General features: G+C 68.2%; 22 protein-coding genes and 1 pseudogene. 6 read left to right on the top strand and 17 right to left on the bottom strand.

Annotation, left to right across the window (positions count from 1 at the left end; genetic code table 11):
- Nucleotides 1-924: alpha/beta hydrolase (locus tag F4Y45_02840; protein MXY23446.1), on the bottom strand; the 924-nt coding region annotated here is incomplete at its 3' end.
- 187 nt (nt 925-1,111) lie between these two features.
- Between F4Y45_02840 and F4Y45_02845 the strand changes: the two genes are divergently transcribed.
- Both F4Y45_02845 and F4Y45_02850 read left to right on the top strand, forming a co-directional pair.
- Complete coding sequence (locus F4Y45_02845; GenBank protein MXY23447.1) at nt 1,112-1,453, top strand: PadR family transcriptional regulator; 342 nt, start codon at nt 1,112-1,114, stop codon at nt 1,451-1,453.
- Nucleotides 1,454-1,464: 11 nt separating this feature from the next.
- Entirely contained in the window at nt 1,465-4,101 is a 2,637-nt protein-coding gene (locus F4Y45_02850) for an ABC transporter permease (GenBank protein ID MXY23448.1), read from the top strand.
- 196 nt (nt 4,102-4,297) lie between these two features.
- Here the strand turns inward: F4Y45_02850 and F4Y45_02855 are convergent, their stop codons facing one another.
- The 8 genes and pseudogenes from F4Y45_02855 to F4Y45_02890 form a co-directional block, all read right to left on the bottom strand.
- A complete protein-coding gene (locus tag F4Y45_02855; protein MXY23449.1) occupies nt 4,298-4,603 on the bottom strand; it encodes a HigA family addiction module antidote protein in 306 nt (101 codons plus the stop codon).
- Nucleotides 4,604-4,618: 15 nt separating this feature from the next.
- Complete coding sequence (locus tag F4Y45_02860) at nt 4,619-4,897, bottom strand: hypothetical protein (protein ID MXY23450.1); 279 nt, start codon at nt 4,895-4,897, stop codon at nt 4,619-4,621.
- A gap of 116 nt (nt 4,898-5,013) precedes the next feature.
- Nucleotides 5,014-5,289 carry a hypothetical protein gene (locus F4Y45_02865; GenBank protein ID MXY23451.1) on the bottom strand — a complete coding sequence of 92 codons (276 nt, stop codon included), beginning with the start codon at nt 5,287-5,289 and terminating at the stop codon, nt 5,014-5,016.
- Between the two features lie 305 nt (nt 5,290-5,594).
- Entirely contained in the window at nt 5,595-6,131 is a 537-nt protein-coding gene (locus tag F4Y45_02870; GenBank protein MXY23452.1) for a hypothetical protein, read from the bottom strand.
- 306 nt (nt 6,132-6,437) lie between these two features.
- Nucleotides 6,438-7,598, bottom strand: a pseudogene (locus tag F4Y45_02875) (DUF4102 domain-containing protein).
- 30 nt (nt 7,599-7,628) lie between these two features.
- Entirely contained in the window at nt 7,629-9,497 is a 1,869-nt protein-coding gene (locus F4Y45_02880; GenBank protein ID MXY23453.1) for a PQQ-binding-like beta-propeller repeat protein, read from the bottom strand.
- Between the two features lie 14 nt (nt 9,498-9,511).
- Complete coding sequence (locus F4Y45_02885; GenBank protein MXY23454.1) at nt 9,512-12,124, bottom strand: hypothetical protein; 2,613 nt, start codon at nt 12,122-12,124, stop codon at nt 9,512-9,514.
- Between the two features lie 44 nt (nt 12,125-12,168).
- The gene (locus F4Y45_02890) at nt 12,169-13,476 is read right to left on the bottom strand and encodes a folate-binding protein YgfZ (GenBank protein MXY23455.1); all 1,308 of its coding nucleotides are present in this window, start codon (nt 13,474-13,476) and stop codon (nt 12,169-12,171) included.
- On the opposite strand from F4Y45_02890, the gene F4Y45_02895 reads away from it, so the two are divergent.
- Nucleotides 13,208-14,935 (top strand): alpha/beta fold hydrolase, encoded by a 1,728-nt coding sequence (locus tag F4Y45_02895; GenBank protein ID MXY23456.1) that lies wholly within the window; start codon nt 13,208-13,210, stop codon nt 14,933-14,935. The two genes, F4Y45_02890 and F4Y45_02895, sit on opposite strands and share 269 nt — an antisense overlap.
- Nucleotides 14,936-14,979: 44 nt before the next feature.
- On the opposite strand, the gene F4Y45_02900 is transcribed toward F4Y45_02895, so the two are convergent.
- Nucleotides 14,980-15,288 (bottom strand): FHA domain-containing protein, encoded by a 309-nt coding sequence (locus F4Y45_02900; protein MXY23457.1) that lies wholly within the window; start codon nt 15,286-15,288, stop codon nt 14,980-14,982.
- A gap of 19 nt (nt 15,289-15,307) precedes the next feature.
- Nucleotides 15,308-16,072 carry an SDR family oxidoreductase gene (locus F4Y45_02905; GenBank protein ID MXY23458.1) on the bottom strand — a complete coding sequence of 255 codons (765 nt, stop codon included), beginning with the start codon at nt 16,070-16,072 and terminating at the stop codon, nt 15,308-15,310.
- Here F4Y45_02905 and F4Y45_02910 point away from each other — a divergent pair.
- Entirely contained in the window at nt 15,942-16,949 is a 1,008-nt protein-coding gene (locus tag F4Y45_02910) for a hypothetical protein (protein ID MXY23459.1), read from the top strand. The genes F4Y45_02905 and F4Y45_02910 overlap by 131 nt on opposite strands.
- On the opposite strand, the gene lipB is transcribed toward F4Y45_02910, so the two are convergent.
- From lipB to F4Y45_02925, 3 genes are all read right to left on the bottom strand, one after another.
- Nucleotides 16,903-17,631, bottom strand: coding sequence for a lipoyl(octanoyl) transferase LipB (gene lipB, locus F4Y45_02915; GenBank protein MXY23460.1), 729 nt, complete (start codon nt 17,629-17,631; stop codon nt 16,903-16,905). The two genes, F4Y45_02910 and lipB, sit on opposite strands and share 47 nt — an antisense overlap.
- A gap of 10 nt (nt 17,632-17,641) precedes the next feature.
- The gene (locus F4Y45_02920) at nt 17,642-18,898 is read right to left on the bottom strand and encodes a 2-oxo acid dehydrogenase subunit E2 (protein ID MXY23461.1); all 1,257 of its coding nucleotides are present in this window, start codon (nt 18,896-18,898) and stop codon (nt 17,642-17,644) included.
- Nucleotides 18,899-19,008: 110 nt separating this feature from the next.
- Entirely contained in the window at nt 19,009-19,296 is a 288-nt protein-coding gene (locus F4Y45_02925; GenBank protein ID MXY23462.1) for an HU family DNA-binding protein, read from the bottom strand.
- A gap of 186 nt (nt 19,297-19,482) precedes the next feature.
- Here F4Y45_02925 and queF point away from each other — a divergent pair, with 186 nt between their 5' ends.
- Both queF and F4Y45_02935 read left to right on the top strand, forming a co-directional pair.
- Nucleotides 19,483-19,878 carry an NADPH-dependent 7-cyano-7-deazaguanine reductase QueF gene (gene queF / locus F4Y45_02930; protein MXY23463.1) on the top strand — a complete coding sequence of 132 codons (396 nt, stop codon included), beginning with the start codon at nt 19,483-19,485 and terminating at the stop codon, nt 19,876-19,878.
- Entirely contained in the window at nt 19,875-20,846 is a 972-nt protein-coding gene (locus tag F4Y45_02935; GenBank protein MXY23464.1) for a hypothetical protein, read from the top strand. Before queF ends, F4Y45_02935 begins: the two co-directional genes overlap by 4 nt.
- Here the strand turns inward: F4Y45_02935 and F4Y45_02940 are convergent.
- The 3 genes from F4Y45_02940 to F4Y45_02950 are packed head-to-tail and all read right to left on the bottom strand — an operon-like array spanning nt 20,824 to nt 23,772.
- Entirely contained in the window at nt 20,824-21,567 is a 744-nt protein-coding gene (locus F4Y45_02940; protein ID MXY23465.1) for an SDR family NAD(P)-dependent oxidoreductase, read from the bottom strand. The genes F4Y45_02935 and F4Y45_02940 overlap by 23 nt on opposite strands.
- The gene (locus F4Y45_02945; GenBank protein ID MXY23466.1) at nt 21,564-22,892 is read right to left on the bottom strand and encodes an FAD-binding oxidoreductase; all 1,329 of its coding nucleotides are present in this window, start codon (nt 22,890-22,892) and stop codon (nt 21,564-21,566) included. Before F4Y45_02945 ends, F4Y45_02940 begins: the two co-directional genes overlap by 4 nt.
- A gap of 13 nt (nt 22,893-22,905) precedes the next feature.
- Nucleotides 22,906-23,772, bottom strand: coding sequence for a UbiA prenyltransferase family protein (locus F4Y45_02950; GenBank protein MXY23467.1), 867 nt, complete (start codon nt 23,770-23,772; stop codon nt 22,906-22,908).
- Between the last annotated feature and the right edge of the window lie 27 nt (nt 23,773-23,799).

The following is a 23,799-nucleotide window of genomic DNA, read 5'->3' on the forward strand; positions in this document are numbered from 1 at the left end:
CCAGTCGTAGACGACCGGATCCTGGTAGAGCATCTGGCTGATGATCGCCTGCACCATGGCGAGGCGCGGAAAGTCGGAGCTGAGGGTCCATGACGAGCGGATGCGGGTGTAGAGCTCGAACTGGTCGTTCCAGGCCGACGGGTCGTGCCCGACGTACCGGCTGAGGCTCCGGCGCGTGCTCTGGTAGTCGGTCTGGAGGATCCGCTCGTAGATCTGATCGACCGGCGTCATCGGGCGATTGAACCGGTTGTCGGAGAGGCCGATGGGGTTGTAGATGACCAGCCGCTCGACCGAATCGGGATACTGCGTGGTGAACCGCGTGGCGAGCATGCCGCCCATCGAATGGCCGACGGCCATGACCTTGTCGATCCCCTCGTGCTCGAGGATGAGCTGCGTGTTGCGCGCCTGCGTGTTGAAGTTGTAGGGCGCGATCGGCTTCGACGACTTGCCGTACCCGATCTGGTCCGGAACGAGGACGCGGAATCCGGCGTCGGTCAGCCCGTCGATGATGTCGCCGAAATAGAAGCCGCCGAAGTTGTTGCCGTGCATCAGCAGGACCACGTGGCCGTTGGCCGCGCTCGTCGGCGCGATGTCCATGTAGGAGATGCGCACGTCCTGGCTGTAGACACTGATGTTGAGATACTTGCTCGGGGCCGGATACGGGCATTCGTCGCAGGTGATGCTGCCCGGCTTGATGTCCGTCGGCGTCGGTACCGGCGGCAGAATGTCGCGACCCTGGGCGCCGGCGGCGGCCGCCACACCGAGAATCACGAGCACCGAGGCGAGTGTTCTGACATAAACGGGCATGAGTCCTTCTCCGTGGTCTAGAGGTGTCCGTAAATGTACCATCCGGGGGCACGGGGACGGAAGTCCGCGGAAGACAGATCCCGCGAAGCAGCCGCGCGCGACTCGTTCACGCTCCATAGCGTGCCGGGAATCGGCACCCTCGGGAGCTACGACGAGCGTTGCGCGACCATCAACCCTGCCATGGCCTCGCTGCCGCACGTTCGGGGTGGACTCCGGGCGTCGGGCGTGAAGCCCGGTTTGCTGGCCGAGAGTGGGATTGTTCTGTAGACAAGTTACTCAATACTTAGTAGACTGTCTATACAACATGGAAACCGCGGACACCCGCGTCGACTTGCTCTACGGGACGCTGGACCTGCTCATCCTGCGGACGCTCGTTTACGGCCCGTCCCACGGCCACGCGATCGCCAAGCACATCCTGCGGGTGTCGGAAGACTCCCTCCGCGTGGAAACCGGCTCGCTGTACCCCGCCTTGCACCGGCTGGAGGGACGAGGCTGGATCGCGGCCGAATGGAAGAAGTCCGACAAGGGTAAGCGGGCTAGGTACTACCGGCTCACTCCTTCCGGACGGCGACAGCTCCTGGTAGAGCAGTCACGGTGGGAGCAGTTGACCGTCGCCATGGCGCGCGTGCTGCGCCCCGCGGACTAGGAGTACACACCATGCTGCGGCACCTGTACGTCCGCCTGCGCTCTCTCTGCACCTGGCGCCGGCAAGAAGCGGAACTCGATGAGGAGATTCGGTTCCATCTCGCCGAGGAAACAGAGGAACGGATTGCGGGGGGAATGTCTCCCGCGGAGGCGCATGCGGCCGCGCGACGCGACTTCGGCAACGCGACGCTGATTCGCGAGCTGGCCCGTGAGACCTGGGGTTGGGGCCCCGCCGAGCGGCTGCTTCAGGACGTTCGCGGCGGGATCAGGATGATGCGCCGCAGCCCCACCTTTACCACCGTCGCGGTCGGCACACTGGCGCTGGCGATCGGCGTCAACGTCGTGATGTTCAGCGTGTTGAACACCGTGCTGTTCCGGCCGTTGCCGTTCCACGCTCCGGACCAGTTGGCCATGCTGTGGACGGAGACCCCGAGCCAAGCGCTTCGAGAGAACCGATCGGCTTTCTGGAACATCGAGGAGTGGCGGCGGCAGAGTCGGAGCTTCAGCGACATCGCGGTCTTCGACAGCGTGGCGTTGACGCTGACGCACGCCGGCGAGACGCAGCGGATTCAAGGGGCCAGGGTGTCGCCGAACCTGTTTCCATTGCTCGGCGTGCAGCCGCTGCACGGACGGAGCTTCTCGGCCGACGAGACGGCGGAACGGCGACGTCTCGTCGTCATCAGTCATCGCTTGTGGCAGGCCCGATTCGGTGGTTCGCTCGACACGCTCGGCGTGTCCGTCGAGCTCGACGGACACGCGTCCCGCGTCATCGGCGTGCTGCCTGAACGGTTCGGGTTCGCGAGCCTCGATGCCGATATCTTCGAGCCCCACACGCTGTTTCCGGACTGGGAGGACCGCCGTTTGGTCCGCGGGCAAGATACGTGGTTCGTGATCGGACGGCTGCGACCGAACGTCACCATCGAAGGAGCCCAGTCGGAGATGAGCACGATTGCCCGCCGCCTCGACGCCGAGCTGCCGGTCGGCGAGAGGAACCGCGGCATTCGTGTCGTTCCCCTGAGTCGTCACGTAGTCGGTTCGCGGTCTCGCTTGGCGCTGTGGATGCCGATGGCCGCCGCGGCATTCGTTCTGCTGATCGCCGCCGCCAACGTCGCCAACCTCTGGCTGGCTCGGAGTCTCGGCCGTGCTCGGGACGTGGCGCTGCGGGCCGCGCTCGGCGCGAGCCCGGCCCGAATCGTCCGGCAGCACCTGACCGAGAGCACGACGCTGGCCGTAGGGGCTGGTGCGTTTGGCATGTTGCTGGCGGTGGTCGGCCTCGATCTCGTTCGTTCGCTGGGCGCGGTCGAGCTGGCGCGCCTCGACGAGGTTCACCTGGATACGAGCGTGTTCGGCTGGTCGCTGGTTCTGTCCCTGCTGACGGGGACGGTGGTCGGGACAGTACCCGCGCTTCTCTGGCGCGGGTACCTGCGACCCCTTGGCGACACCAGCTTGCGAGGTGCCGTCGGCGGAACGGCCGCCCGAAACATCCGGCGATCGCTCCTGGTGGCCGAGGTGACGTTGGCGATCATGTTGCTGGTGGGTGCCGGTCTCCTGATTCGGAGCTGGTGGCAGGTCGAGGGCGTCGACCCGGGCTTCCGACCAGAACGGGTCCTGGCGATGCAGATCGGCGCACCTGCGCTGATGACCCCCACACAGCGACCGAGCTTCTATTACCGCGTGCTCCAGCGAATCGAATCGACGCCCGGCGTAGAGCGGGCTGGCTTCATCAGTGACGCCTTCATCAGCAGCAGCCCCGAACGGACCCTCACCACCGAACGCGACGGCGAGGCCGTGTCCACGCGTCTGCAGTTCCGCAGCGACGAGATCAGCGCCGGGTTGTTCCCGGCGCTCGGCACGCGTCTGCTCGACGGACGCTTGTTTACGCCTCGTGACGGCCCCGAGTCGCCGCGGGTCGTGATTGTCAACGACACCATGGCGCGCCAGCTATGGCCGGGCGATGATGCGGTTGGGAGGCGCTTCAAATGGGGGCCGGCGGATTCCGTCGGCCCTTGGCTGACCGTCGTCGGCGTGGTCGACGACATGCGCCGCCAAGGGCTGGAGACGGAGCCGATACCGCAGATCTTCCAGCCGGTCGCCCAGAACCCGTCCGGGGCCGGATTCCTCATCATTCGGGCCGATCACGATGATCCGCTGGAGATGGCGGCGGCGGTGCAGGCGGCCGCGCGGCAAGTCGATCCTCTTGCGCCGCTGTACGGCGTGTCAACCTTGGAATCTCGGCTACGCGCGTCCTACGCGCCACGCCGCCTCCAGACATCCATCGTGGTGGGGTTCGCCGCGGCCGCGCTACTGATGGCGGCAATCGGGATCTACGGACTGATTCAGTATGCCGTCTCTACCCGCACGAAGGAGATCGCCATCCGCATGGCCGTCGGCGCCGATACCGGCAACATCTTCCGAATGGTCGTCGGCGAGGGGTTGGTGCTGAGCGGCGCGGGGGTCGCGCTCGGACTCCTCGGCGGCGTCTGGGTGGGTCATGCCGTTCGTCGCCTTCTGTTCGGGGTCGGCACCTTGGATCCGTTGACCTTCGTCACCGGGTCGGCAGTGCTGATCACCGTGGCCCTGGCCGCGTGCACTGTTCCCGCTCGCCGCGCGATGCGGGTCGAGCCTCTCGTCGCCCTGCGGGCAGAGTGATTCCCAGGAGACCGGTGCCCGTGTTACAGGCCTGGAGTTCGGCCACACGGACGCGCGGATCCTGGTCGAATTACGGCCGCACGTCCGCCACTACGCCAACGACCTCCCACGTCTCGTCTGTGCGCTCACCGTCACCGGACGCGAATCCCGGGAATCCGGTCGCCGTCACGTCGACCCCTCTCCAGCCTCCGAGGCGCTACGCGGCGGTGTGCCGCGGGCGCACGCACTCGGCGATCCTTGGGCCAGCCGCGATCTCGGCCCGGCGCAAGTCGTAGGTCTGCTGCAAGTTCAGCCAGACCTGCGGCGTCGTCCCGAAGTAGCGTGCCAATCGGAGGGCCGTGTCGGCTGTCACGCCGCGCTGTCCGTTCAGGATCGCGGTGATCCGGTTCACTGGCACGTCGAGTGCCTTCGATAGGGCATTCGCCGACAGGTCGAGCGTCTGAAGTTCTTCACGCAGAATCTCGCCAGGATGCACGGGCCGCATGCCGTTCTTCGGAGACATCGCCTTCTCCAATCGCTAGTGGTAGTCCACAATCTCGACGTCGCATGGCCCGTCCAGTTCCCAGCGGAAACAGATGCGCCATTGCAGGTTGATCCGAATACTGTGTTGCCCCGCCCGATCGCCTCGGAGCGCCTCCAACCGATTGCTGGGCAGTCCCCCCAAGTCCTTAAGTGCCTCCGCGCTGTCCAGCAGTGTGAGTCGGCGCGTAGCCTGATCCACGAACCCCTCGAACCGACGAACGCGGTGACCCTCGAAGAACCGCTGCGTGTCCCGGTCCCTGAAGCTTCGAATCACGAACTCCCCTAACGATATACATAAAGGCTAGAGGATTCCTCTGTGTGGTCGTACAGCCCAGAGGCGTCGACGAGTCTGGCATGATGGCCTCCGACGCTAGCAACTGTTAGTGGGAATCATCCGTCGGACTCCGGTACGCGCCGGGCAATGACGCGCAAACGGGGATCACACCGTTGTGGCTCAGGCGCGAAGGCGCCTGACGCCTGCGGATAGCGCAGGAGGTCAAGAGCCGTCAGCGCGGCCGACGAGATCTTCATCGTCCCGGTGTCGGTCTTGCGATCCACAGCCCCTGCCGTCACCGCCCCCAGGTTCTTGCGGAAGTAGAAGACCATCAGGTTGCGGCCCGTGCGGATCTTCGGCGGGCGCTTAGCCGACATGACCTGGAACTCCATGACGGCCTGATGCGTTGCACCATCAAGCCAGGGATCACTCAGGTAGCGCTAACCGTATAGTCTATGTAAATAATTCACAATAAAGAACTTGCTACTAGTGGACCGGCCATCCTTCCCTCGTTGTTTCCCTCATTCTATCCGGGAACCTACGGGACGATTGAAGCCGCCCGCGGACCCGCGGACCGTACCGCTCTCGTCGTCGAAGCGATACACTCCGCCACTCCGCGACGGATCTACGGCACGACTCACCATCGTTTGCCGCGGCCGCGCGGGCCGGTCCTCGCACTCGAAGCGGGCAGCCCCTTCTATCCCAGGAGCAGTCCGAGAGTGGGCAGCACCATTACGATCATGAAGACGCCTACCAAACTCCATGTCAGCCATCGCTTCGGGTAGCGCACCCAGTAGAACAGCAGCCCCGACAACGCCAGCGCTTGGCCCGCCGTCTCGATGTGACCGACGCCAAGCTGAACGCTCAGCGGAAGCGTCGTGTAGATCAACCCTTCTATCGAGCCGGGCGCAGGTCCGAACGTCGAGAACGTGCCGATCACGACCAGCACGACCCACATCGTCAACCAGCCGTACTGGCGGCCGAAGTATTGATCGCGCAGTAGGTAGAACACAGCGCCGAACAGGAGCCCTCGAACCGGTTGAAACAAAGGCCCCGCCATGACCATCGGATCGTCCGGGGACCTCATGAGGCCATCGAGCGGCGGCTCGGCAAGAGCAGTTCCGTAGTCAAAGAGGGTGAAGGCCAGCACACCCGCGAAGAAATAAGTCACGGTGTGCACGACGGCAGCTCTCGCGAGGATCCCCGGCAGGGTCAATCGATGTGGGTCTGTCATTCTTGGCACCGCCCCTCAGCCGGCCGTCCGAGGCGCCCGGCGACGCGAGGAATCGTCAGAATCGTGAAGTGTAGCGGATCGGACCGGCGCAGATGGCTGCATGGGCCAGTCCGGAGATTGTTGAGCGTGGGCTGGTTGCCGCGAGATAGGCCGCCCAGTTGTCCATCGGCCACCGCCGCCGCTCGAACAGGTCCGACTGTCAATGGCAAGTGAAAACTGCACACTCCAGGAAGGGGGAGAGCCCGTGACCGTCCTCCGGCCAGTCTGCCGTCGCCGCCACGTGGCGGGCAGTGACCGCCGCACCGATCAGCGCTGCGTCGGGCCGTCCGCGTGTCCGTCGAGATACGCCGCCCAGTCGTTCATGAGCCGCCGGCGGCGGTCGAACAGGTCTGACCGGGCGTAGGCCGCCTCGACCTTGTTCTGGACCACGTGGGCCAAAGCCGCCTCGATGACCTCGCGCGGGTGGTCCGTCTCCTCGGCCGCCCAGTCTCGGAACGACGACCGAAAGCCGTGCGGCACGGCGGCGATCCCGTGGTGCTGGAGCATCTTCGGCAGCGTCGATGTGGATATCGACTTCCCGCTCCGCATCGGGAACACGAGCCGGTTGCCGTAGCCGAGCGTCCGCGCCGCCTCGAGGATCTCCAGTGCCCGGCCGCAGAGCGGGACCCGGTGCCCGCGCTTCGCCTTCATCCGCGTGGCCGGGACCGTCCACACCGCACCGGCCGTGTCGATCTCGTCCCACGTCGCCAGCCGGACCTCGCCGGACCGCGCCGCGGTCAAAACGAGGAACTCGAACGCCAGCCTGACGGCCGGCTGCGCCGAGCCGTTGCGCACCGTCTCAATCGCCGCGGCCACGTCCTTGTGCGGCAGCGCCTGCCGGTGCGTCACGATGTCGTTCTGCGGCCCCAGCACCGGCAGCACGCGGTCGCAGGGATTGTCGTTCCGCATGTCGAGCGCGATCGCCCACTCGATCACCGACCGGATGCGCTGGCGCACCGCCCTGGCCGTCTCCGCCTTGACGTGCCAGATCGGCGTGAGGATCTCCAGCACGTCGGCCGTGTCGACCTCGGAGACGGGCCGGCGGCCGATCCGCGGGAAGGCGTAGCGTTCCATGCTGGTCCACCAGTTCTGCGCGTGCCACCGGCCGCGCCACCCGCCGCGCTTCTGCTCCAACACGCGCTCGGCGGCCTCGGCGAAGGTCGGGATGCCGTCAGCGCGGCGTTTCTCGGAGAGCGGGTCGCCTCCGGAGCGGGCCAACTTGCGGTTGGCCAGCGCCAGCTCGCGCGCCTCGGCCAGAGAGACGAGTCCCGCGGCGCCGAGTCCGAGTTCGCGGCGGCGTCCTCGGATGACGATGCGCTGGACCCAGCTTCGGGTTCCGGTGGGCTGGACGAACAGGTACAAACCGTTGCCGTCCGCGTGCCGTCCCGGCGGTGCGGACCGGACGAAGGCGGCCGAGAGCGCCTTTTCGGGATGGCGTCCCCGGCGCTTGGTTGTCCCCTACGGTAGCGCGAACACGAACAGCGTGTTCCCCGAGCTGGGTCGCAATTCCGGCGTCAGGGCAGTGAAGTGCGACGACGTGCCGCCGCTGCCGGTGCTGACCGCTACGTACTGGCGTCCGTCGACGGCGAAGGTAATGGGGAAACCGGTGACCGACGAGCCGAGGTTGATTTCCCAGAGCACCTCGCCGGTCTCGTGGTGAAAGGCCCGGAACCGGCCGTTGACGTCGCCGCCGAAGACGAGTCCGCCGCCGGTCGCGACGAGCGACATGGTCGCCGCCCGCTGCTCGTGGAGCCAGACGGTCTCCCCCGTCTCCGCGGAAATCGCCCGGACGGTCCCCGCGTTGTCGGTACCGGGCGCCAACTGGTGGCGGTAGGCGATGGCATAGAGCTCTGAACGGCTCTCCGTGCGCGCTGCGGGAGTGTCATCGGGAAAGACCTGCGTCGCCATCATGCGCGCGCAGGTGTTGCGCAACGGCATGTACATGGTGTTTGTGAGGGGACTGTAGGCGCCCGCCTCCCAGTCCTTGCCGCCGTTCCAGGTGGGACAGGCGAAGACCTCCTGCCCCAGGGTCGTGAAGACCAGTTCCGCGTTCTCGGATACGTCGCCGGTGGCGCCGTCGATGTCCCCGACGACGTTCTGGGTAACCGTCGGGGTTGCCCACAGGAACTCCCCGGTCGCCCGGTCGAGGGTGTACACGATGCCGGTCTTGCCGGGAATGCCGGTGAGGACGCGACGCGTCTCCCCCGCCCGCAGCCGCGGGTTGATCCACTGCACGGCGCCCGGATCCGGCGCCACCGCGGTGTCGACGAGAATCCGCTCGAACGGGTGATCGAGATCCCAGTGATCGTTGAGGTGCTGGTAGTACCAGACGATCTCACCGGTGTCGCCGTCGAGGGCCAGCGTGGAATTGTGGTAGAGGTGCTGGTTCTCGGTCCCGCCGAGCATGAACTTCGGGGCGGGTGAGGTGACGGACGTGCCGACGTAGACGAGGTTCAGCTCGGGGTCGTAGCTCGGCACCATCCAGGCGCCGACGTGGACCCGTTCCTCGAACGGCACGCTGCCCCAGCTCTCGTCGCCCGGCTCTCCGGGCCCGGGGATCAGGCGGCGCCGCCACAGCTCCTCTCCCGTCACCGCGTCGTGGGCGACCACGACGCACGCGTCCGGGCCGCCGCGTGGGGAGCAACTGCGTCCCGAGACGACCTTGCCGTTGGCGATGATCGGTCCCGCGCCCTGCGTGGCCGGATTCACCCGGTAGTCCAGGACCTGCGTCTCCCACACCATCTCGCCGGTCACCGCGTCGAGCGCGTGGATGTGGTCGTCGACGGTCGTGTCGATGATCAGCCGGCCGTGAATGGCGATGTTGCGGTTGTTCCCGGCGAGCGCGCCGAGCAGGTACTCGCCCACGTCATCCGGAACCGTGCGGCGATGTTCCCAGATGAGATCCCCGGTGACCGCGTCGATCGCCTGGATGACGTCGTTCGGGTTCGGCATGTAGAGCACGCCGTTGTAGGCGAGCGGGGTGCCCGACTGGAAACCCTCGGTCAGCCCCCGCGACCAGACCATGCGCAGATCGCCCACGTTGTCGATGTTGATCTCGTCCAGCGGGCTGTAACCCCAACTGTCGAGCGTACGCCGCCAAGTCAGCCAGTCGCCGTCGGCCGGCTGCTGCAGCATGGCGTCGGTGACGGGCGGGAAGTCGTCGCCGGACTGCGCCGTGACAACCGCCGCAACGGACACGACCGCCAGCATCAGCGCCAGCGTCAGGACGGCGGCCGCGCCCGGCAGCCCGTGGTGAGGCCCCGCGTAGCGCCCAGAGCGGCGAGGCGTCCGCCTGACAAGGCGCGACAGGGGAAGCAGGGAATGCATGGTTCGACTCCTCGTCAGAGCGCCTTCAGCGCGCCCAGTTGCCGCTCCAGCCGTGACTCGCGGTCCCGGGCGAAGCGGGCGATGCCCTGGTAGATCGACTCCTGATCGAGGTGCGCCTCGGCGATGACGTCGGGTTCGGTGCCGCCGCTTCGCCAGCGGTCATCAAAATCGGCGTAGAGCGAGTACTCCTCGGTGAGGGCGCCCAGATTCGGGATCGGCGGCACGCGCTTGGTCATGGTGCTGACGACCATGCAGTCGTAGCGCGACGCGTCGGGCAGCAGCTTCTCCCGGTAGGCCGCCGGCTGGGCCGCGAACAGCTCGGTGCTGATGACGGACACGATGCGCACGTTCAGGCCCGACTCCTCGAGCCGCGGGACCACGCTGACGAGGTTCTTCGTCGAGCTCGAGCCCTGCACGAAGACGGTTCCCATCGGCGGGGCGTCCGGCGCGAACTCCCGGATCAGGTAGAGGCCCTTCGCCGCGGCCTTCACGTCGGTGTCGGCAAACGTCGCGCGATCCGACACGAGGAAGTCCGGCCGCGCCACGTGGATGACGATGATGCCGACCTCCTTGTGGGCCAGCGCCTGCTGAACCGCCGCGAAGTAGCCGGGAGCGACGTCGTTGTAGTCCCAGAAGTAGAGGTTGATGACCTGGCCGCGCGGCAGCAGGGTCCAGACCTGCGGCGCGAAGATGCCGAAGTGGGTGCGCGCGTCGGCCGCCGTCTCTGGGCCGGAATGGCCGGCCAGCACGTGCAGGACGCCGAGCTCGAAGGGGCTGTCCTGATTCATCTGCGAGAAGACCCGGGCCGGCGTGTACATCAGCGGCGTGAACGCGCCGTAGGTGCCCGAGATTCCCCAGACCCCGGCGTAGCCGTCCGGGTCGGTCGACGCGTTCTGGCTGACCAGCCCGATTACCGTCGACGCGTTGCCCGCCTCCTGGATGGCTGCCTTCAGCCGCGTGCCGAACGGATTGTCCACCGGGTCGTAGTGGCCGAGCAGGTTGGCCTTCTCGACGTTGATCGAGCTGGACAGGTCCGCCGCCATCGTCATGAAGCGCCCGTCCGTCACGTAGTTCAGCCACGCCCCGATCTCGCTGACCGCCCGCCGTGGCCCCTTCTTCTCGCCCGGCGGCAGGAACAGCGAAATGCGACGCTCCACCTCCGTGTCCGTGTGCGGGTTGCGCACCACCACGTCACTGGGTTCGACCGGCAGGTTCTCGACCCGCAGGCGCTCGTCGAGGAACGGGTTGGCGGCCCGGTCGATGCCCAGCGTCAGCGACCGGTCGACGGTTCCCGCGACGTCGAGCACGCGCTCCGCGATCCACGCGCGCAGTCCGGGCCGGCGCTCCATCACCGACATCACCGTGTCGACGTTCGTCTTGAACTGGATTAGGCGATCCGCCTCGGTCGCCGGGACTCCGTCGCGAATACCCTCGAAACGAACGCCGTAAGCCTGCTCGAACGACTCCGCCAGCCCGACGAAATAGTCGCTGTTCATCTTGAAGGCGTACGGGTGGGAGGGATACCCGACGATCTGGTCGCGGCCGCCGATCCGCCCATCGCTCGCGCCTGGCCACCAGCCCTTGACCGTCGGGCCGATCAGGATCATGGGCCGGCGATCGTCGTCCGGCCACTCCTCCATCGCCTTGAACGCGGCGACTACCTGATCGAAGTCATTCCCGTTCTCGATCGTGAAGACGTTCCAGCCCCACGACACCCACTGCCGGGCGAGGTCGTAGTCCGTGTAGCCCGGCTTCACCACGCCGCCGACAAGGCTGTCGTCGATGCCCGCATTGTTCTGAGACACGAGCACGCGCAGCCGCTTGCCGACCTGCTGGGCCAGGGCGATGTTCTTGAGCTCCTGCGCATGTCCCTCGGTCAGCGCGAACTCCCCTTCCAGCGCGACTACCTTCAGACCCGGCGGCGCCCCGACGTAGTCCCAGAACAGCGCCTTGCCGGCGGCCGTCGCAATGCCGATGCCGGACGGACCGCCGTTGACGTCGTTGGTCACGTCGATGGATTCGGCATGTCCCGACAGGGCGCGGATCCCGCGGCCCTTCGCATCGGCGAAGAAAGGGTGATCGGCCAGACCGTTCTCCTCCAGCAGCGTGGCCAGGGCGCCGGCTCCGCGGCGAAAACCCAGCGAGTCGATCGGCAACATCGCGGCCTGGGGATCGCAGGCGAAACGCGCATCGCCGGTCTCTTCGTGCTGTCGCCGCATCGCCTCGTACAGGACCATCCACAGCGCGTAGCACGTCGGTATGCAGTGACCGCCCGCGAGCATGAACTTGTCGGCGTAGGCGAACTTCGGCTCGCGGAGGTCGTAGCGGAGGCCTCCCAGCGCGGGGCCGGCCAGATGACAGGCCACGTTGTAAGGCGTGTAGGCCAGCGGTCCGCCGAAGTGGCCGGTCTGGGCGTAGTTGCCCATCAGGCACAGGCCCATCGACGTCATGAATGCGACGTCGTGGAACCGATCCCGGTCGTAGTCCGGCAACTCGACGGCGTGACTCTCGAGCCGGTCCGCCGCCGTGACCGTATGAAGCGTGACAGCCTGCGAAACGGGTGTGCTTGTGCTCATGGGCGCTCGCTGCAGCCGCAGGGATCGAGGTCGGCCGAGCCGGAATCGCATAGTACACGCCGCGGGGCGCGGTGTCAGCCGTTAACTTGGCGCGTTCAGACGAAGGGCAGGGACGTGACGACGGCCGGCGCGTCGCCCCGTTCCGTGACAACGGCAACCTCCGTGCCGGGAGCATCCGCGAGGATGCGCGGAAGATAGGCGAGCGCAATCGGCCGGCCCAGCGCCGGCGAGTGGACGGCGCTGGTAACGCGGCCCGTCTCCGCATCGCCGCCGTGGGAAACGGCGGCCCCCGGGCCGGGAACGGATCCGCCAGCGGGGCTGTCGGCCGCGGAGTCCAGCGTCAGGCCGGCCAGCTTGCGGGCAATGCGCCCCTGGCCCCGGTGAAGGACGCGAATGATCACCTCCTGGCCGACGTAGCAACCCTTGTCGAAGTCGATGGCCCGGTCCGTGATGCCCGCTTCCAGCGGAATCGTTCCGTCGTCCATGTCAACGGGGAACGCGGGACGGCCCGACTCTACGCGAACCGCTTCCCACGCCGCGGCATCGGCTTCGACGGCGCCGGCCTCCGCGAGCGCGTGGCGCAGCGCGTCCCCCGCGTCTCGCGCCATCCGCAGGCGGTAGCCCTCGATGCCGAGCTCGTCGATCCGCGCCACCGTCACGGCGTGCGACGCGATCCTGCCGGCGCGATGCCGATAAAGCGTCACGGCGCCCGCGCCGGTGGGCGCATCGGCCATGCGCGACAGCATGGAGGATGCGCCGGGACCGCAAAGATCGACGGCAACCGTGTCGGGCGTCAGGTCGGACAATTCGACATCCTCGGTGAAGATCAGATCGTCCCAACGTTCTAGCAGGCGGTCCTTCACGCTGTGGTGGAGATCGACGACGATCCGATCCGCTTCCGCCAGCAGATGCATATCGGCAAGCATGCGTCCCTGCGGCGTCAGGTAAGCGGCATAGCAGCCTCCTCCCGGCTCCAGCACGGCGACGTCGTTGGTCAGAAGACCCTGCAGAAACCGGCCGCGATCCGAGCCGTTGACGGCTATCCATCCGCGATCGGCTGGCGTGCGCAAGGCGGCGGCGGTGCGGAGCGCGGCGTATCCGTTCGGCTGCATGGGCAGATGATATGCTGCGACGGTGACCCGGCGAGCCGCTCCCGCCGTTCGATGGGCCATCGTTCTTGCCGCGGTCGCCGCGTGGTCGTCCATCGTCCTCCCGGCGGGGCAGGCGCCAGCGGCGCAGGCGCAGGCGCCGGCGAGGGCCGATCCAGCTACGGGCGAAGCGACGTTCAACATCTTCGTCAACGCGACGCCGGTCGGCTTCGAGCGCGTGCAATTGAGCCGGGCCGACGATGGCTGGATCATCCGCGCGAGCGGACAGGTAACGGGGCCGCTTCCGAGCGACATCCGCAGGTTCGAGCTGGCTTACGACGACGACTGGCGGCCGCTGAGCCTGGCGATTGACGGGGTTCGCACCGGCATCCCGTTCGGGCTCGAGACCACCATCGCCGGCGGCACCGCTACCGGCACCCTGACGCAGCGGGACTCGGTCGAACCGTTCGAGACGACGATCGATCCCGCTTCGATCGTCCTGCCGAACTACATCTACGCGCCCTACGAGGCGCTGGCGGTGAGGCTGAACGGAATCGAGCCGGGCACGGACCTGCCGGTCTTCGTTGCACCGGGCGGCGTCATCACGCTGCGCGTCAACCGGGTCGGCACGCAACGGATCGACACCGCCGAACGGACGCTGGTCGCGACCACGTATAGTCTGACTTTCGCCGACGCCGAACGGCCGCTCGGGGCCGAGGTCTGGGTGGACGAGGCGCGGCGCCTGCTTCGTCTGAGCATCCCGTCCGCGTCGCTCGACGTGATCCGCCAGGACCTGTCGGCGGCATCGTCCCGGGTAACCGGCGAGCCGCACCCCGGAGACGAACCGGTCCGCGTGCAGACGGACGGCTTCAGCCTTGCCACGACGGTGACGGCGCCGCCGGCAGATGCGCCGCCGCCTGAAGCCGATGGCCGTGCGGCGGTCGTACTGGTTCCCGGTCCGGCGTCGTCCGATCGCGACGGAACGCGCCATGGCGTCTCGATACTCCGTGAAATGGCCGGGGCACTGGCCGACCGCGGCCTCGTCGTCGCGCGCTACGACCGTCGCGGAACGGGGCAAAGCGGGGGACGCGCGGAGTCGGCCATGCTGGAGGACTACGCCGACGACGTGCGTGCGGTAGTCCGCCACCTCCAGGAGCGTGACGACGTCAATCGTGACCGCATAGCCGTCGTAGGCCATGGCGAGGGTGGCTGGATCGCCCTGCTGGCGACACGCCGCGAGGGTCGCGTGGCTGGACTCGTGCTGATTGCGGCTCCCGCCGTCAGCGGCGAGGAACTGGTGCTGGAACAGCAGCAGATGGCGCTCGACCAACTGAGCCTCTCCGACGCGGAAAGGCAGGAGAGAATCGACCTCCAGACCCGCATCCACCGCGCGGTGCTGGACGGAGACAGTTGGGAGGGCATCCCCCAGCCGCTGCGTGAGCCGGCGGATACGCCCTGGTTCCGGAGCTTCCTGGCGTTCGATCCGGAAGACAGCCTGCGCCGCATCCGTCAGCCGGTGCTGATCCTTCAGGGCACCCTGGATCAGGAGATGCCGTCCCGCCACGCGGATCGGCTCGAGAACATCGCGGAAAGCCGGACCCGCCGCGGCGCGACCGTGGACCGCGTCCAGCTCGAGGGCGTCAACCACCTGCTGACGCCCGCCGAGACGGGCAGCGTCGAAGAGTACGCCACCCTTGCCGACGCACAGATCTCTTCCTCCGTTGTGGAGGCGATCGTCGACTGGATTGCCCGGGCGCTGCCGCTGGACAACTAGCGCGCCCCTGCGGGCGCGCTAGCCCGGAAGCGGTTCTGCCGGCGTCACGCGTCCCGGACGACGGTGAATTCGGATCGACCGATCCGCAGTCGATCTCCCTCCTGCAGCGCGATTGTCTCGACCCGCCCGCCGTTGACGAACGTGCCGTTCGTGCTGTCGAGATCCTCGACCACCAACTCCGCCTCGGACGCCACCAGGCGGCAGTGGACACGCGACATCATTGGGTCGGACATGACGAAGTCGGACCTGCGCCCTCTTCCCACCGTCCGGATGGCTCCCGGCGGGAGACGGAGCATCCGTGGTTCGTCACCCTCCTCCCGCAGGATCCACATCGTCGGTCCCGACTCCGGCATGATCACGCTTCCGGTGCCGTCACTTGCGCGGCGGCCGCGACGGACGAAGCTCGACGCGGCTCGGCAGGCTGCGCGCGTCGTGCGCAAGCAGGTCCATCACCACCTGCGCGACATCCTCGGCGGTCAGTTTCCAGGGCGCCGCCGCATGCCGGTGATCGGACCCGGCGAACTCGGTGCCGACCGAACCGGGCGCCACTTCAGTCACACGGATGCTGTCGTGACGCAACTCCTGCATCAACGAATGGGTGAATGCGTCAAGGCCCGCCTTCGAGGCGCAGTAGGCGGCGCCGTTCGGGAAGGGATTGCACCCGGCAAGGCTGCTGATGTTGATGATCCAGCCGCCGCCTCGATCGCGCAGCTCCGGGATGGCGGCCCGGCAGCAATAGAAGACGCCGTGGAGGTTCGTCTCGATAATCTGCAGCCAGTCGTCGATGGACTGCTCTGCGACCGGTGCGAAATTCCCGACTCCGGCGTTGTTGATCAGGATGTCGAGTCCGCCGAAACGATCGACGGCGGCCCGGACGAGCCGCGCGGCATCGTCCGGCCGGCGAACGTCCGCCTCGATGGCTTCGAGTCGTCCGTAACCGTTCGACGCCGCGCCCGCCGCCAGTTCATCCGCCGCCTCACGCAGCGCACCAGGCGACCGACCGGAAATGACGACATCGGCGCCCGCCGTCAGCAGAGCCCCGGCCACTGCTCGGCCGATTCCTCGGGAACCGCCAGTCACTACCGCCGCCCGCCCGTCCAACTGCGGCGCCGCAACTGCCGCCTGTTCCCCGGCCATGTCCTGTGTGGACACTAGAATACCGCGAACCATGCCCGTCATCGCCATTCATGGCGCCGGCACGCTGGGCGGCACGCTCGCCCGGACGCTTTCACTGCGCGGTCTCGCCGGCAAGATCCGCCTCCTCGACAACAGCGGGGACGTGGCGGAGGGAAAAGCGCTCGACATCCGGCAGGCGGGACCGATCGAACGGTCCGACACGCGAATCGGCGGCGGCGCGCTGCCCGCCGACCTCGCCGAGGCCGACGTCGTCCTGCTCGCGGGACCAGTTGCCGGCGACGCGGAATGGAGCGGCGAGAAGGGACTCGACGCCCTCCAGCAGGTGGCAGAGATGAATCGGCGGGCGCTGATCGTCTGCGCCGGCGCCGGACATCGCGAACTGGTTGAACAGGGCGTAGCCACTCTCGGCATCGACCGGCGACGGGTGATCGGATCCGCGCCCGAAGCGTTGCGCGCCGCCATCCGGGCCATCGTCGCGCTCGAGGCGGGCTGCCCCGCGTCGGAAGTGTCCCTTACCGTGCTTGGGGCACCGCCGGACCGGGCCGTCGTGCCCTGGAGCCAGGCGACGGCCGGCGGGGTGTCGCTTGACGGAGCGCTCCCGCCGGCGGTCCTCGCCCGTCTCCGGACGCGGGTTGCCGCACTTTGGCCGCCCGGCCCGTACGCGCTCGCCGCGGCGGCGGCGCACGTCGTCGGTGCGGCGCTTGCCGGCAGCGGGCGCCGCCCCGCCTGCTTCGCCATGCCGGCTACGGAACGGCGCGGACCGGCCCGGGCGCTCGCCATGCCGGTGGAGTTGGCGGCGTCGGGCGTCGCCCGGCTGGTCGAGCCGCCACTCAGCCCGCGGGAACGCGAAGAGCTGCAGGCGGCGCGGGCCGACTGATCCCCGCCTCGCTGACGGCGCCGCCCGTTGCGCGATCGAAGACCTCCCCGAACGACTCGGCGACGGCGTCGGAAACCTGGTCGAGTTCCGGCTCGCCGCCGGTGAGCTGCGCGAGCGACGTTACGCCATGGCCGGCCAGGCCGCAGGCGCGGATCAGTTCGAAGTCCTGCAGGCGGGTGGTGACATTCAGGGCGAAGCCGTGCGACGTCACCCACCGCGAGAGACGAACGCCAATGGCCGCCAGCTTGTCGTTCCCTACCCAGACGCCGGTCAGTCCGCCGATGCGGCCCGCCTGGACGCCAAAGCGCTCCACGGCGCGGATGATCGCCTCTTCCAGATCGCGGACATAGCGATGGACGTCGCACCGGTCCGGCTTCAGCAGGAGGATGGGATACCCGATCAACTGCCCCGGACCGTGAAAGGTAATGTCGCCGCCTCGGCGCGTCTCGTGCAGCTCGATACCCCGCCGCGCGAGCTCGTCCGGCGGAACGAGCAGGTTGTCGCGGCGCGCGCCGACACCGAGCGTGACGACGGGCGGGTGCTCCAGCAACAGCAGTTGATCCGGGATCCGGTCATGCTGGCGATCGACTACGAGCTGCTCCTGCAACCGCACCGCGTCGGCGAACGGGACGACGCCGAGCCGGCGGACCGCCAGCGGCCGGGCCGTGGACAGTCGTGTCATGGCTCGACGGTTACAGTTGCGCGTCGTCGAACTGCTCTATGGCGTTCTTCACCACCGACATGAACCGGTCGGCGATCGCGCCGTCGATCAGCCGGTGGTCGAAACCAAGCGTCAGATAGCAACGATGGCGCGGCGTTATCGTGTCGTCATCGAGCACGACGGGCCGTCGCTCGACGGCGCCAATGCAGAGGATGGCCGCCTGGGGCTGATTGATGATTGGCATGCCGGCGATCGATCCGAAGACACCCGGGTTGGTGATCGTGAACGTGCCGCCCTGCACCTCGTCGGGCGAGAGCTTCTTTTCCCGGGCACGCGTCGCCAGATCGACGATCGCCTGACTCAGCTTGCCCAGGCTCTTCGCGCCGGCGTCGCGGATCACCGGCACGATCAGGCCCTCCCCGCCATCGAGGGCGACCGCAATCCCGAGCCCGATCTCCGAACGGTAACGCACCGAAACGCCATCCTCCGAGAGCGTCGCGTTCACAATCGGGACGGCCCCCAGCGCATCGACCACCGCCTTGGCGACAAACGACAGATAGGTCAACCGGATACCGCGCGCCGCGTAGGCCTCGGCGTGGGCGCCCAGCAACCCCGCGACATGCGTGAAGTCGACGTCGAAGATCGTGTGGACGTGCGCGGACGTCCGGCGGCTGGCGATCATGTGGCTTGCGATCTGCTGCCGCATGACCGACAGCGGCTCCACCCGCTCGCCTTTCGCGCCCGCACCCGCGCCCTCCGTGCCGCGGGCGGCCACATGCCCCAGGATGTCCTCGCGCGTGACGCGTCCACCTCCGCCGGTGCCGGGCACATCTGCCGGATCGACGCCGTGCTCACGCGCCAGGCGGCGAACCACCGGGGAAAGCCGCACATCGCTGCCGCCCGTCGCAGGGTGCGCCGGCAGCGTCGCGCCGGGGGGCGACGCCGATGACGACTCCTCGTCGGCGGCGACTCCCGCCGGCGCCTCGGAGGCAGCCTCCGCAGCTTCTTTGGGCGAGGGAGTGGGCGCGACGCCCGCAGTCACCCCGGCGCCCGGCGCCGCGATGACCGCGACGACACTATCGACGGCCACCGTCTCGCCCGCCTGCACGCGGAGCTCCGCCACCACGCCGCCAACGGGTGACGGAACCTCGGCGTCGACCTTGTCGGTCGAGACTTCGAAAAGTGGTTCGTCGCGATCGACAGACTCGCCGACCGCCTTGTTCCAACGAACGATAGTCCCCTCGGCAATCGACTCGCCGAGCTGAGGCATCAGGACGTTCGTAGCCATCGTCACCGCGTAGGCGGCGAAGCGGGATCGAACCGTTAGCGGTTCACGACGCCACCTGATTGGTCTTCAACGCTGCTCGGGAAGGCCGTGGGGACTCGGACGCGGGCGATCTAGAGCACCACGTCCTTGAGCGGCTTTGCGATCCGGGCCTTAACCACCGTCTTGGCCGCGATCGTGATCGATTCGCCGGTCGCCGGATTCCGGCCGGTGCGCTCGGGCCGGTTCTGGAGAACCAACTTGCAGACCCCTGGCAACACAAATTCGCCGCACCGCGTCAGCTCAGCCTCCGCCAGGCCGGCCAACTCATCGAAGAACGCGCCCGCGTCCTTCCGGGTGATACCCAATTTCTCCGCAAAGTGCGCGTGTAGCTTGGTCTTGCTCATGCGGCCGTCGGCCATCGGTGTCCCCCTCCCGGGTACGCGCGCTGGTAGAGGCTCGGCACGGCCGCGCACGCAACGGCACCGCGCCGAAAACAACGCGCCATGCTAGCGTGCGCCGTGTTCGGTGTCAAACGAATCGGTATACCGCATCCGCGCCCTTGCGGCATCGCGGGAGCCCCGCTTGCGGACTGCTAGAATCGGCCCATGGGGCAGGGGGCACGCGGACCGGAACTGGCCGTCTCGGCCGGAGCCGCCGAGCACCCGGCCATTGAGACGTTCCCCAACCCATCGCCGGAACGCGATTACGAGATCGCCATTCGCTGTCCCGAGTTCACATCAGTCTGTCCCAAGACCGGCTTGCCCGACTTCGGCGAGATCCGGATCACCTACGTCCCCGAAGACCGCTGTATAGAGCTGAAAGCGCTGAAGTTGTATATGGTGGCATTCCGGAACCAGGGGATCTTCTACGAGGCGGTTACCAACCGCATCCTTGACGACCTGGTCGCGGCGTGCCGGCCGCGCCGGATGACGGTGGTGGGCGACTTCTCGGTGCGCGGCGGAATCTCGACGCAGGTGACGGCGGACTATGTACAGCCATGAAGCCCATGCCGCGCGGGCGGCACGCCGCCGCGCTCGCCCTCGTCCCGATCGTTGCCGCCGTCGCCACCGGCCGGATCGCTGATGCTCAGGCGCGGCTGCCTGAGCTCATCGTCGAAGCACCCGAAAGCCTCCGCGCCGTAGGCGATCAGGTGCGGCGTCTCGAGACGGAGCGGCTCGGCGCCGTGATGCGCCTGGTCGGACTCTCCGTTCCCGGGGACCCGATTCGCGTGGCGGTAGTCCCGGAGGAGTCGCGCCTGGCGCGCGACCTGCCCGCGTGGGTCGCGGCGTTCGCCGATCCGGGGAACGACCTGATCGTCCTTTTTCCGGCGCGTATCGGTTCGTACCCTCACGACTCGCTGGAGATGGTTCTCCATCACGAGGCGGCGCATATCCTGACCGCGCGCGCGGCGGGCGGCGGACGCCTGCCGCGATGGTTCGACGAGGGGCTCGCCAGCGTAGCGGAACGGACGTGGGGGGTTGGCAACCGAACGCGCTTCCTGCGCGCCACGTTCTTCACCGGCCAGTTGACCGTCACCGAGATCGAGGGGCTGTTCGCGGGTGATGCGGCAAGCGTGGCGCGCGCCTACATCATTTCGCACGCGATCGTCCGCGACGTCATCCGGCGCCACGGCGCCTCGGTCGTGCCGCGGATCCTGTCGAGCGTCGCCGCGGGCGCGACGTTCGACAGCGCCTTCCTCGATGCGACCGGTACGACGGCTCGGCAAGCGGCGCGGATCTTCTGGCGCAGCGCCGGCGGCTGGGAAGAGTGGATCACGTTCGTGGCCAGTCCCTTCACCCTCTGGACCGCCATCACCACGCTGGCCCTGGCCGCGATCTGGCGCCACCGGCTGCGCCGGGCCGAGCGCCGCCGCGAATGGGAAATGGAAGAGGCCATCGAGCGGGAGCTCGATGCCTGGGACCGCGACGATCCGCCAGTCAGAAGGCTCAGAAGCGGACCCGACGCATGATGGCGCGCGGCAGCCAGCGGACCACCAGCATTATCCAGCGCCAGACGGCGGGAGCGTAGACGACCGGCACGCCGCGGTCGATTGCGCGAACCACGCGGCGTGCGACCGGATCGGGATTGCCCGCGAAAGGCGGCGGCTTCAGGCCGGCGGTCATCCCGGTCCGGACGAAGCCTGGCTTGACGCAGATGACGCGCAGTCCGTCGCGTGCGTAGCGGTGGTCGAGGCCTTCGAGGTACGCGGTCAGCCCCGCCTTCGTAGCGCCGTAGGTGACGACCGGCGTGCGGCCCCGGTCGCCGGCAACCGACGAGAAGACGCACAGCGAGCCGCCGCCGTCCGCCAGCAGGCGCCGGCGGGCCGCTTCGCAGAAGCCCACGGTGTTCGCGAAATTGACCGTTGCGAGCAGGCGCGCCGCGTCCGGTTCCGACGCGGCGAGATCGTCCTCGGTCGAGAAGTGGCCGGCGGTCACCACCACCGCGTCGATCCGGCCGAGCGCCCCCGCGGCGGCATCGAGCGCGGAAGCGAAGCTGTCGGGCCGCTCCAGATCGCAGTACGCCACCGGCAACGGCTCGGGCAGCCCGGCCCGGACCTGCAGATCGCGAGCGGACGCCTCGAGGACCGCGCGGTCACGTCCCAACAGGCAGACCGCGTCGCCCCGTTCCGCGAGCCGCCTGGCTACGGCGCGACCCATTCCGCGCGTCGCGCCGAGCAGAACGACGTTCATGCCGGGTCTCCCAGCAGCCGGACCGACTGTGCGCTCCGGAGGCGGACTTCCGGATCCCAACGCCGCCGCACGGTCAGCCAGCGGTCAAGCCGCGGTTCCATCGCACGGAAGTGCTCCGGCCGCGTGAACGCGTCCTTGGCAAGGTAGATTCGCCCTCCCAGATCGACCACGAGCTCGTTCAGCGCGTCGACCAGATCCTGAATGCCGTCGCCGACCGGCAGGTCGAGCGCGAGGGACATTCCGCGCAGCGGGAACGACAGCAGTCCACTTCCCTCGTCTCCGCAGTTCTTGATTACGCAGAGAAAGACCGGTGCGCGGCGCCGGGCAATGCAATCGAGCACCTGATGGACGCCCTCGACACCCCGCGAGTCGGGAATCACGCACTGGTACTGGGTCAGGCCGCGGGCGCCGTAGAGGCGGTTCCAGTTGCCGATCCGGTCGAGGGGATAGAAGAAGCTGTAAGGCGACTCGACGGCCCGGCGTAGCCCACTGCCATGCCGGCGGTAGCGCAACGCGTTGAACAGACCGATCGACGCCCGGTTGAGCAGCCACTCCGGCGCCTCGAACGGAACGTCGATCGCGGACGGCGCCGCCGGAGTCCCTTGCGGCGCCCGGTCGGCCCCGGCCCAGCGGCCCCGGTAGACGATTCCCCGTCCAAGCTGCGCGCCGCGCGCCAGCAGATCGGCCCACGCGACGGTGAAGGGCCAGTCCGCGCTCGAGTTTTCCAGCGTCTCCAGCAGCGCCTGGATGCCGGATGCCCGAACGCTCTCGCGCTCGATCCACGGAGAAGGGACGCGCGTGAGGCGCAGCGTCAACTCGAGGATGTGCCCCGTCAGGCCCATCCCGCCGACGGTGGCGTGGAACAGTTCCGCCTCTTCCCCACGTGAGCAGTCGACGATCCGGCCGCCGGCGGTCCGCAGGCGGAGCGCGTCGACGAATGCTCCGACGCAACCGTCCACGTGATGGTTCTTTCCGTGGACGTCCGCCGCAACCATGCCTCCCAGCGTGACGTAGCGCGTGCCAGGGGTGACCGGCACGAACCAGCCGCGCGGCAGGAACAACTCGACGAGCGACGCCAGACTCACGCCGGCTTCCGCCCGGAGCCGGCCCGTGGTCTCGTCGAAGTCGATGAGGCGGTCGCCCAGTACCGTGCACGCGACTTCCGGCGCCGAGGGCGGGGGCAGCGACGCATCGCCGTACGACCGGCCAAGGCCTCGGAAGAGGATGGCTCGCTCGCTGAGCCGCACCAGGTCATCCGACCAGACCTCGCGGCCGGCGACGCCGACGCGCCCCCAGCCGCACACGGTGGATTCCGGACCCCTCACGGCTGGTCACCGCTCACGGCACGGTCACCGCTCCGACGCTGTAGAGCGCCGCCACGACCCAGCCGGCTCCGCAGGCAAGCAGCGACCGGGACGACAGCAGGACGTCCACCGGGGCCGCGCCCGCTCCGTGCACGTGCACGATCCGCAGGTACTCGAGCACGCCGAAGACGACGAACGGCAGAGTCAGGAACTCACGCCCCGGCGCCAGCACCGGCGCGTCCATGCAATAGAGCGCGTAACCCATGATGGTCAGCCCGGCCGCGATCGTCAGTCCCTGTTCCAGGAACACCCGGCTGTAGCCGGCAAGACTCGGCCGGTGGGTGTCGTCGACGCCGCGCAACAGATCGCCCCGCCGCTTGGCGAGGGCCAGGAATAGCGCGAGCGACGACGAGCAGAGAAGCAGCCAGCTCGATGGCGTCACACCGACCAGCGCGCAGCCAAGGAGCACGCGCAGAACGAAGCCTGATGAGAGGAGAGTGACGTCGACGAGCGGCAGGTGCTTGCCGTACAGGGTGTAGACGAGCTGCAGGCCGGCGTAGCCCAGGAGTACGACGCCGGCTCCGGCCGGCGCGCCGGCGATGGCGAGTCCCCCGCCAGCGGCGGCCAGGGCGAGACCCAGGAGGCCGGCGGCAACCGGCGAGACCGCGCCGGCGGCGATCGGACGACGCTGCTTGTCGGGATGCAGGCGGTCGCGGCCGGCGTCCCACAGGTCGTTGAACACGTAGGCAGCCGAGCTGACCAGACTCATTGCCGCCAGCCCGACCACGACCACCAACGGTTCGAACGTCCCGCTCGCCCCGAGCGCGAACGGCAGCGGCATCAGAACGAAGACGTTCTTCAGCCAGTCGCGGGGCCGGATCAGGCGGACGATTGCGGTCATCGATGCGCAGTGAACCTCACGCCACCG

It is taken from the genome of Acidobacteriota bacterium (assembly GCA_009838525.1).
Taxonomy (GTDB): Bacteria; Acidobacteriota; Vicinamibacteria; order Vicinamibacterales; family UBA8438; genus VXRJ01.

What these genes read in the sequence shown, in the direction of transcription:
- F4Y45_02845 (MXY23447.1), top strand. Translation starts at nt 1,112, where the DNA reads ATGGAAACCGCGGACACCCGCGTCGACTTGCTCTACGGGACGCTGGAC.
- F4Y45_02850 (MXY23448.1), top strand. Translation starts at nt 1,465, where the DNA reads ATGCTGCGGCACCTGTACGTCCGCCTGCGCTCTCTCTGCACCTGGCGC.
- F4Y45_02855 (MXY23449.1), bottom strand. Translation starts at nt 4,603, where the DNA reads ATGTCTCCGAAGAACGGCATGCGGCCCGTGCATCCTGGCGAGATTCTG.
- F4Y45_02865 (MXY23451.1), bottom strand. Translation starts at nt 5,289, where the DNA reads ATGGAGTTCCAGGTCATGTCGGCTAAGCGCCCGCCGAAGATCCGCACG.
- F4Y45_02870 (MXY23452.1), bottom strand. Translation starts at nt 6,131, where the DNA reads ATGACAGACCCACATCGATTGACCCTGCCGGGGATCCTCGCGAGAGCT.
- F4Y45_02880 (MXY23453.1), bottom strand. Translation starts at nt 9,497, where the DNA reads ATGCATTCCCTGCTTCCCCTGTCGCGCCTTGTCAGGCGGACGCCTCGC.
- F4Y45_02885 (MXY23454.1), bottom strand. Translation starts at nt 12,124, where the DNA reads ATGCGATTCCGGCTCGGCCGACCTCGATCCCTGCGGCTGCAGCGAGCG.
- F4Y45_02890 (MXY23455.1), bottom strand. Translation starts at nt 13,476, where the DNA reads ATGTCGCTCGGAAGCGGCCCCGTTACCTGTCCGCTCGCGCGGATGATC.
- F4Y45_02900 (MXY23457.1), bottom strand. Translation starts at nt 15,288, where the DNA reads ATGCCGGAGTCGGGACCGACGATGTGGATCCTGCGGGAGGAGGGTGAC.
- F4Y45_02910 (MXY23459.1), top strand. Translation starts at nt 15,942, where the DNA reads ATGACGACATCGGCGCCCGCCGTCAGCAGAGCCCCGGCCACTGCTCGG.
- F4Y45_02905 (MXY23458.1), bottom strand. Translation starts at nt 16,072, where the DNA reads ATGGCCGGGGAACAGGCGGCAGTTGCGGCGCCGCAGTTGGACGGGCGG.
- lipB (MXY23460.1), bottom strand. Translation starts at nt 17,631, where the DNA reads ATGACACGACTGTCCACGGCCCGGCCGCTGGCGGTCCGCCGGCTCGGC.
- F4Y45_02920 (MXY23461.1), bottom strand. Translation starts at nt 18,898, where the DNA reads ATGGCTACGAACGTCCTGATGCCTCAGCTCGGCGAGTCGATTGCCGAG.
- F4Y45_02925 (MXY23462.1), bottom strand. Translation starts at nt 19,296, where the DNA reads ATGGCCGACGGCCGCATGAGCAAGACCAAGCTACACGCGCACTTTGCG.
- queF (MXY23463.1), top strand. Translation starts at nt 19,483, where the DNA reads ATGGGGCAGGGGGCACGCGGACCGGAACTGGCCGTCTCGGCCGGAGCC.
- F4Y45_02935 (MXY23464.1), top strand. Translation starts at nt 19,875, where the DNA reads ATGAAGCCCATGCCGCGCGGGCGGCACGCCGCCGCGCTCGCCCTCGTC.
- F4Y45_02940 (MXY23465.1), bottom strand. Translation starts at nt 21,567, where the DNA reads ATGAACGTCGTTCTGCTCGGCGCGACGCGCGGAATGGGTCGCGCCGTA.
- F4Y45_02950 (MXY23467.1), bottom strand. Translation starts at nt 23,772, where the DNA reads ATGACCGCAATCGTCCGCCTGATCCGGCCCCGCGACTGGCTGAAGAAC.